Annotated in this window: 2 protein-coding genes; one reads left to right on the top strand and one right to left on the bottom strand. The window is 71.8% G+C overall.

The genetic code is table 11. The annotated features are described in order from the left end of the window. Positions 1 to 89: 89 nt before the first annotated feature. A complete protein-coding gene (gene pepN / locus EDJALFJO_RS03360; protein ID WP_088282220.1) occupies positions 90 to 2,639 on the bottom strand; it encodes an aminopeptidase N in 2,550 nt (849 codons plus the stop codon). Positions 2,640 to 2,983: 344 nt separating this feature from the next. Here pepN and EDJALFJO_RS03355 point away from each other — a divergent pair, with 344 nt between their 5' ends. Continuing rightward, positions 2,984 to 8,674, top strand: a complete 5,691-nt coding sequence (locus tag EDJALFJO_RS03355; RefSeq protein ID WP_088282218.1) for an SdrD B-like domain-containing protein — start codon at positions 2,984 to 2,986, stop codon at positions 8,672 to 8,674. The last annotated feature ends 15 nt before the right edge of the window (positions 8,675 to 8,689 follow it).

The following is an 8,689-nucleotide window of genomic DNA, read 5'->3' as shown; positions in this document are numbered from 1 at the left end:
CACCTACTCTTGACCGCCCAAGACCAACCCGTTGCACCCACCGCCTGAATCCGCCACGATCTTGGGGTGCGTGAGGCGCCAGAGGACGGTCAGCGGGCGCGGTCGCGCTCGTGCGCGGCGACCGCGCGGGTCACGCCGTCGCGGGCCTCGACGACGAGCCGGCGCAGCGCGGGCTCGGCCTGCGTGGTCGCGAGCCAGGCCTCGGTGCGCTCGAGGAGGGCCGGTCCGGCGAGCACCGTCGGGTAGAGGCCGACGACGATCTGGCTCGCCATCTCGCTCGTCCGCTCGGCCCAGACCGGCTCGAGCGCGGCGAAGTAGCGCTCGACGTACGGCTCGAGGAGCGTCGTGTCGCTCGCCCGGCCGAAGCCGCCGATGACCGCCGCCTGGACGGCGTTCGGCAGCTCACCGGTGCCGACGACGAGCTCCCAGGCCTGCGCCTTCGCCTCCGGGGTCGGGACGGCGGCCCGGGCCGCGGCCGCGTGCACCCGCCCGCTCGCGGTGTCGTCGCGGTCGAGCTCGCGGACGACGTCCTCCTCGCCGAGGACGCCGCCCGCGACGAGCGCGGTGAGCAGCGTCCAGCGCATGTCCGTGTCGACGGACAGCCCCGGCACGGTGGCCCCGCCGTCGAGCAGCGCGCGCAGCCGGGCGAGCTGCTCGGGCGTCGTCGCGTGCGCCGCGAACGCGCGGGCGTAGAGCAGCTGCGCGTCGCCACCGGGCGCCGCGCCGTCGAGCAGCGACAGCAGTGCGTCGGCCGCCGAAGCCGTTGCGGCCGAACGGTTCTCGGGGGCGACGTAGAACATGAGCGTCGACGCGAGCTGGCGCAGCAGGGTCTGCGCGACGCTCGCGTCGTCGACCGACGCGATGTTGCGCACGACGAGGTCGACGAAGTCCCGCGGGCCCGTCTCGGCGTCCCGCGTCATGTCCCACGCGGCGCCCCAGACCAGGGTGCGGGGCAGCGAGTCCTCGAAGTCGGACAGGTGCCCGATCGCGGTGTCGAGCGAGCGCCCGTCGAGCCGGATCTTGCCGTACGCGAGGTCGTCGTCGTTGACGAGCAGCAGGTCCGGGCGGACCGAGCCGACGAGCTGGGGCACCTCGGTCGCGGCGCCCGCGACGTCCAGCTCGATGCGCTGCGTGCGGCGCAGCCGGCCGTCGACGACGTCGTAGCAGCCCACGGCGAGCCGGTGCGAGCGCAGCGTCGGGTGGTCGGCGGGGGCCTCCTGGCCGATGACCGCCTTCGTCACGACGCCGTCCGCGTCGACCTCGAGGTGCGGGCGCAGGGTCGCGACGCCGGCGGTCTGCAGCCACTCCTGGGCCCAGGCGTCGAGGTCGCGACCGCTCGTCGCCTCGAGCTCGGCGAGCAGGTCGGCGAGCGTCGTGTTGCCCCACTCGTGCGCCCGGAAGTAGCGGCGCAGCCCTTCGTCGAAGGCGTCGGTGCCGACCCAGTGCACGAGCTGCTTGAGCACCGAGGCGCCCTTCGCGTACGTGATGCCGTCGAAGTTCACCTCGACGTCCGCGAGGTCCCGGATGTCCGCGACGATCGGGTGCGTCGACGCGAGCTGGTCCTGCCGGTAGGCCCAGGACTTCTCGGCGCTGGAGAACGTCGTCCACGCCGTCGTCCAGCGCGTCGCCTCGGCCTGGCAGCGGGTGCTCGCGTACTCGGCGAACGACTCGTTGAGCCAGAGGTCGTCCCACCAGCGCATCGTCACGAGGTCGCCGAACCACATGTGCGCCAGCTCGTGGAGGATCGTCAGCGCCCGCCGCTCGACGGCCGCCTCGGGCACCTTCGAACGGAAGACGTACTGCTCGGTGATCGTCACGGCGCCGGCGTTCTCCATCGCGCCGGCGTTGAACTCGGGCACGAAGAGCTGGTCGTACTTGTCGAACGGGTAGGCCCGGTCGAAGAGCTCCTCGAAGAACGCGAAGCCCTCCCGGGTGACGTCCATGACGTCGCCCGCGTCGAGATGCTCGGCGAGCGAGGCCCGGCAGAGCACCCCGAGCGGGATCGTCCGGCCGTCGCGGCTCGTGAGCTCGCCGCGCTCGGCGTGGTACGGCCCGGCCACGAGCGCGGTGACGTACGTCGACAGCCGCGGCGTCGCGGCGAAGGCCCAGGTGGCCCGGCCGTCGCCGAGGTCCTGCGGCGCCGGGGTCGGGGAGTTGGAGACGACCTGCCAGTGGGACGGCGCGGTGACGGTGAACGCGTACGTCGCCTTGAGGTCGGGCTGGTCGAAGCAGGTGAAGACCCGGCGCGCGTCGGAGACCTCGAACTGCGTGTAGAGGTACACCTCCTTGTCGACCGGATCGACGAAGCGGTGCAGCCCCTCGCCGGTCGTCATGTACGCGGCGTCCGCGACGACCCGCAGCTCGTTGCGGGCGGCGAGCTCGGACAGGGCGATCCGCCCCGTCGACACGACCTCGGCGACGTCGAGCGCCTGCCCGTTGAGCACGACCTCGCGCACGGCCGGTGCGATGAGGTCGACGAACGTCGACGCCCCCGGCTCGCGGCACGTGAACGTGACGACCGTCGTCGAGGCGTAGGTGTCCGCGCCCGTCGTGAGGTCGAGGGTGACGTCGTAGGCCTCGACGCCCAGCAGACGCGCGCGCTCGGCGGCCTCGTCGCGGGTCAGGTTGGTGCCGGGCACAGGTTCTCCTCGGAGGTGGTGCGTCGGGGACGGCGGGGGACCGGAGGGTTTCCTGCGCAGGGCCCGGTCGCCCGGCGGAAATTGTTGCACCGACCGCTCCCGGCGCGCTCACCGACCCGCGCCCTGGACCGGCCCGGACCAGCCCGGGATCGCTATGACGGGCTGTCATCTCGCGTCCGGATCTGCGGAGTCGATCGTGCACGGACGGTTACTTCAAGCGCACTTGACCGGGCGAGAACCACGAACTGGTGACACGCGGATGACACGGCCGTCACGCATGGGTGCGGGATCTCCGCAAGAGACGAAAGTCCGTCGGGCCGGTCAAGGTGACGTAAGGGGTAGTCATGTCTCGTCGTGGGCTGCGGTTCCGCCAGTCTCCACTCGCACGCAGGCGAGCGCTGTCATGGCTCGTCGTCCCGGCCCTCGCCCTCGCGGCGACGGTCGTGCCGATCGTCGCCGGCGTCGTCTCGCCCGCGCAGGCGGCCGACCCGACCCGGATGTGGCTCAAGGTCGTGAGCAGCGCGACGGGCAGCCCTGCGGTCGGCGAGTACCGCTGGCTCGTCACCCGGGAGGGCGTCCAGGACGTCGGTGACCCGTCGGCCGACCGCTCCACGCCCGAAGGTGCCTCCAACCTCGGCAAGTGCCTGCCGGCGAGCAACGCGGCCGGTGACACGAAGGCCGGCTACACCCCGGCCCTGACGTACCAGGCGAACTCGCCGGTCTTCGGGCAGGCGGACCCGGTCTCGCCGGTGACCTCGACCCTCGGCACCGCGAACTGCCCCTGGCCGTCGGTGCGTCCGACCGCGGGCGACACCCACACGGTGGCGTCCGGCGACCAGGACAACGTCGCCGCGGACGGCACGGTGACCTTCACCGACGGCGCGGGCGCCCCGGCGTCCGAGCAGGACCTCGCGCCGGGCAAGTACCTCGTCTCCGTCGTCGCGAACGGCTTCAAGATCGGCGGCGCGCACTTCTCGGTGCCCATGACGTCGTCCGCGCCGGCGACCGTCACGCTGCCGACGACCCCGACGCCGCTGGGCAACATCCGGGTCCAGGTCTTCGAGGACGCCGCCTTCGTCGACGGCACGTACGCGGCCGGCGCCGAGGGCCCGGACCCCGGCAACAACGACGTCTTCACGAAGATGCCCGGCTTCCAGGCCTTCATCAGCGACGTCATGGGCCCGGTGACGACCGACTTCTTCGGCAACCCGCTGTGCACCCACTACGTCCACACCCCGAAGGGCACGGTCACCGCCGACACCCCCGACGGCGACGGCCCGATCGCGAAGGACGCGGACGGCAGGCCCGTCGTCGACGGCACCCAGCCGGCGAAGTGCGTCACGGACGCCCGCAACCAGATCCTCATCCCGAACCTCGGCCCGAACCGCTACGGCGTCACCGTCAACCCGCCGGCCGGTCAGGTCTGGTCGCAGACGACCAACCTCGAGGGCGGTCACGACCACGACGTCTGGGTGATGGAGAACGACACCGGCTTCGACACCGAGCTCGTCGTCGGTGGCGAGCCCGTGCCGTTCGTGCCGTTCGGGTTCGTCAGGCCCAAGAGCATCAGCGGGGGCAGCAACACGGTCACGGGCCAGGTCATGGCCGGGCTCAGCTACATCGGCGGCCCGGGCGGCGGCCAGACGATCCCGGCCGAGCCGGGTGTGGGCACCGGTGCCTACAAGGGACCGATCGACCGGCCGTGGGTCGCCCTGTCGGACCTGAACAGCGGTGACAAGCAGGCCTGGACCGGTCGCGGCAACGCCGACGGCACCTTCACCGTCGGCGGCGTGCCGGACGGCACCTACGCACTGACGACCTGGGACGACGCCCAGAACTACATCATCCAGAACGTCACGATCTCGGTGAAGGGCGGCGAGACGCTCGACGTCGGCAAGCAGTTCCTGCCGGGCTGGTTCACCGAGATCAAGGGCACCGTCTTCATCGACGACAACGGCAACGGCCGTCGGGACGCCGGCGAGCAGGGCCTGAAGAACACGATCGTGACCCTGCGGGAGCGCGACAACACCCTCATGGACCAGTTCGCGAACACCGCGACCACGGACCAGAACGGCCACTACGCGCTGACCCAGTCCTACCCGCTGACCAAGTGGCTCGTCCTCGAGCACTTCAACACCCTCTACGAGGGGACCGGCGTCACGGTCCAGACCTCGAACGACCCGACGCCGACGACCTACCACGGCTCCGCGGTCGACATCAGCGTCGCCAACATCATCGGCCTCGGCGGCACCGTCGACTGGGGCGTCAAGCCCTACGACGCCGGGACGAACGGCGGCATCGCCGGCACCGTCTCGTACGACACCACCCGCAACGAGCTCGACCCGCGCTACGACGCGGCCGAGCCGTACCAGCCGGGCATCCCCGACGTCACCGTGAACCTCTACCCGACGCTGCGGTGCGAGACCGGTGCGGTCGGCGTCCAGCGCCTCTTCGACCCGAAGACCGGGGCCGAGCTGCCCTGGGTCGACGAGGGCAGCGGCGACGCCGTCGCGGCCTGCTCGGTGGGCGCGCTCATCGACGACCCGAGCGGCACGGGGGAGCCGCACAAGGACCTCACCCACCTGCTCGGCACCACCGTGACCGAGCACTGGGCGGCGCCGACCGGCTGCACAGCGCGGGACTACCAGGGCAAGCCGCTGATCGACCAGCTCGCGCTGCCGGCCTTCGGCGACCCGAAGAACCTCTGCGTCGAGGCCCCGATGGGCGGCTTCCAGGCCCGCCCCTCCGAGGTGACGACGGACGCCGACGGCAACAACGTCGACTTCGCGCAGACGGTGAACGGCAACTACGGGTTCTCCGAGTCGGACCTCAACCTCTTCGCCCCCGGTGACCCGAAGAACCCGGCCCCCGGGAACGACCTGCCGCTCTACGCGAACCTCGCCGAGGCCGGCTTCGACCCGCAGCCGCTCCCCGCGGACGACTACGTCGTCCAGGTCGTCAGCCCGCAGGACGACAAGGGCAAGCCGGTCTACCAGGTCACCAAGGAGGAGGACGTCAACGTCTTCGACGGTGACGGCCGCGACGCCCAGGAGAACTTCGCCCACGGCCGGGTGACGACGGTCGACCAGACGCCGCAGCTGGCGCCCGGCGACGCGCCGTCGTCGTCGACGCCGCCGGAGCCGCCGAGCCAGCAGGCCGGCATCGTCCCGGCCTGCGTCGGCGCGCTGCACACCGTGCAGGTGACCAACCCGACCTTCGCGGACGCAGGGGGCAGCCCCTTCGAGGGCCAGGACCGCCCGCTGTGCGACGAGCGGCTCGTGACCCTGCGCAGCCAGCAGGCCGTCGCCCCGACGTTCTTCATGTTCACCCCCGTGCCGCTGCCCACGCACTTCTGGGGCATCGTCATCAACGACCTCGGGCTCACCTACGACCCGCGGAGCACGAACTACGGCGAGGCGCAGGGCATCGGCAACGTGCCGGTCGGCCTGTACGACTTCCGGGGCGACCTCGTCGACACCGTCACGACGGACTTCAACGGCTTCTACGAGGCCATCGAGCCGTCGACGAGCTCCTACAACTGCCCGCTGCCGGCCGGCCCCTGCCCGGGGATGTACCGGTTCGTCGGCAACGACCCCGGCCAGCCGGACCGCGCGAACCCCAACTACAACCCGCGGTTCCGCACGATCGCCACGAACTTCCAGGCGTGGCCCGGGCTGTACACCGTGACCGACACGGCGCCGACGATGGTCGCGAACCAGATCCTCACGCCGGGGTCGACGACGCCGACGCAGCCCAACTGCGACGTCGTGACGACCGACGTCCCCGCGACGGCAACGGCGCCGGGTGTCCGCGCCACGCCGCAGGTGTTCGCGGCCGACAAGGTCGTGCTGCAGCCCGCGTCGAACAACGCGGCATCGCGGACGGTCACCCTCACCGGGGCGGGCTTCGGTGCCTCCGGCGGCCGGGTCACCCTGACCTCCCCGAGCGGTGCGACGACCTCGGTCGCGCCGACGGGGGCCGCCTGGACGACGTCCAGGATCACCTTCACCGTCCCGGCCAACGTGGACACGGGCACCTACCAGGTGTCCGTGACGACCGCCGGGACGGCGGCCCTGCCGGCCCGCTCCACGGTCACCGGGGTCACCCTGCACCTGCTGGAGACCGGCACGGCTGCACTGGCACGCGTGTTCATGGTCAACCCGCCGACCGGGCTCGTCCCGGTCGTCCCGGCCGGCCGGCGGACGACGACCGTCCAGGCCGCGCTCGACAAGGCACGCGACTACGTCGACGGCGGCAGCAACCGGCCGACACCGGTCGTGGTCGTGTACCCGAACTCGGCCGCGGGCGCCTTCAACGCCCACCGGGCGTACTTCGAGAACGTCATCGTCCAGTCCCGGGTCCGGCTGCAGGGCGTCGGGTCCGGCGGCGTCGACCCCGTCTCCAAGGCGTGGGTGCTCGGCTCCGAGCTGAGCGGGCTGGCGTTCGACGCCGACCCGGTCACGGCGGCGACGTGGTACGACAAGCTCGCCTCGCAGCCGCACGGCGGCATCGCCGACGTCGCCGACGCCGCGGTCGTGACGATCGTGCCGCCGGCGCCCGGGGGCGGCAACGCCGGACGACGGGCCTTCCAGCAGAACCCCGGGGCCCGGTCGATGATCGACGGGTTCAGCATCACCGGCGGCCACCAGATGGGCGGCGGCGGCAACGTCAACGCGATCACCGGCGCCGTCCACACGGCCGTCGGCACCGCGGGGGCGACCGTGACCCAGGGCGGCGGCATCTACGCCCACGCCTACTCCCACGACCTGCAGGTGACGAACAACGTCATCGCCGGCAACGACGGCACCTACGGCGGGGCGGTCCGGGTCGGGACGCCGTTCGTGGACAACACGAGCAGCACGAACAGCAACGCCAACCAGAACGTCCGGATCGCGAACAACTACATCCGGGACAACGGCGGCATGAACCTCGCCGGCGCGGTCGGGATCTTCAGCCAGGCGGACGGGTACGTCGTCGACCGCAACGTCCTCTGCGGGAACTTCTCCGCCGAGTACGGCGGCGCCGTGACGGTGTACGGGCGCAGCCCCAGGGGTTCCGTGACGAACAACGACGTCTACTACAACCTCAGCTACGACGAGGGCGGCGCGCTCATGCTGGCCGGCGAGCTGCCGGCCGACCCGGCGCAGGTGTCGCCGGGGATCGCCCCGAACGGGAACACGAGCGCCAACACCACGACGGTGGCGGGCAACGAGTTCTACTACAACAACAGCAACGACGACGGCGGCGCGGTCCGGCTGCTCCAGGCCGGTGCCTCGCGGTTCGACATCTACGACAACATGATCGCGGACAACGTCTCGGCCCACGAGGGCGGTGGCGTCGCCCTCGACGACGCGCCGTACGTCCGCTTCTACAGCAACACCGTCGTCAACAACCTCACCACGGCCACGGCTGTCACGAGCGACGGCAACCCGGCGCCCGCCGGGTTCTCCACCGGTCAGAACAGCGCCCAGCTCCAGGCGTCCGCCGGGCTGCCGGTCTTCTCCCGGCCGGTGATGTTCGACAACGTCTTCGGCAACAACCGGGCCGGGACGTGGAGCGCCGCAGGCGGCACCGTGACCGGTATCGGGATCGGCGGGCCGACGGACGTGAAGGTCTGGGACACGGGCGTCCCGGACGCGACCGGGACGCTCACCCTGGACCGGTCGGTCTACCAGCCGGCGTCGGCGACCGGCGGGACCAACCCGACCGGGACCGGGAACGTCACCTACACGGCGACGGGCAACGGGTCGTTCGCGAGCACCTTCGTCAAGCCCGTGGACCTGACGGTGGCGGTGCTGCCGTGGCGCACGATGCCGGCCTTCCGGCAGGCCGTGATCGTCACGCAGAACCTGCCGCTCTCGCGGTACGCCCTCGACTACCGGCTCAGCTCCGTCACCGGGAACGTCGCCGGGAACACCGGCCGGGCCCTCGTCGGCCTCGTGGCGGCACCGACGACGGACTTCGAGGGAACCCTGCGCTACTTCGGCGGGGCCTCCTCGTTCACCCCGATCGACGCCGGGGCGGACGAGCGATGAGCCGCGACACCTCCA

It is taken from the genome of Kineosporia sp. A_224 (assembly GCF_002198655.1).
GTDB lineage: Bacteria > Actinomycetota > Actinomycetes > Actinomycetales > Kineosporiaceae > R-H-3.
The sequence above is the reverse complement of the archived record's forward strand: the minus strand, read 5'-3'. Positions and strand labels throughout refer to the sequence as shown.

What these genes read in the sequence shown, in the direction of transcription:
- EDJALFJO_RS03355 (WP_088282218.1), top strand. Translation starts at nt 2,984, where the DNA reads ATGTCTCGTCGTGGGCTGCGGTTCCGCCAGTCTCCACTCGCACGCAGG.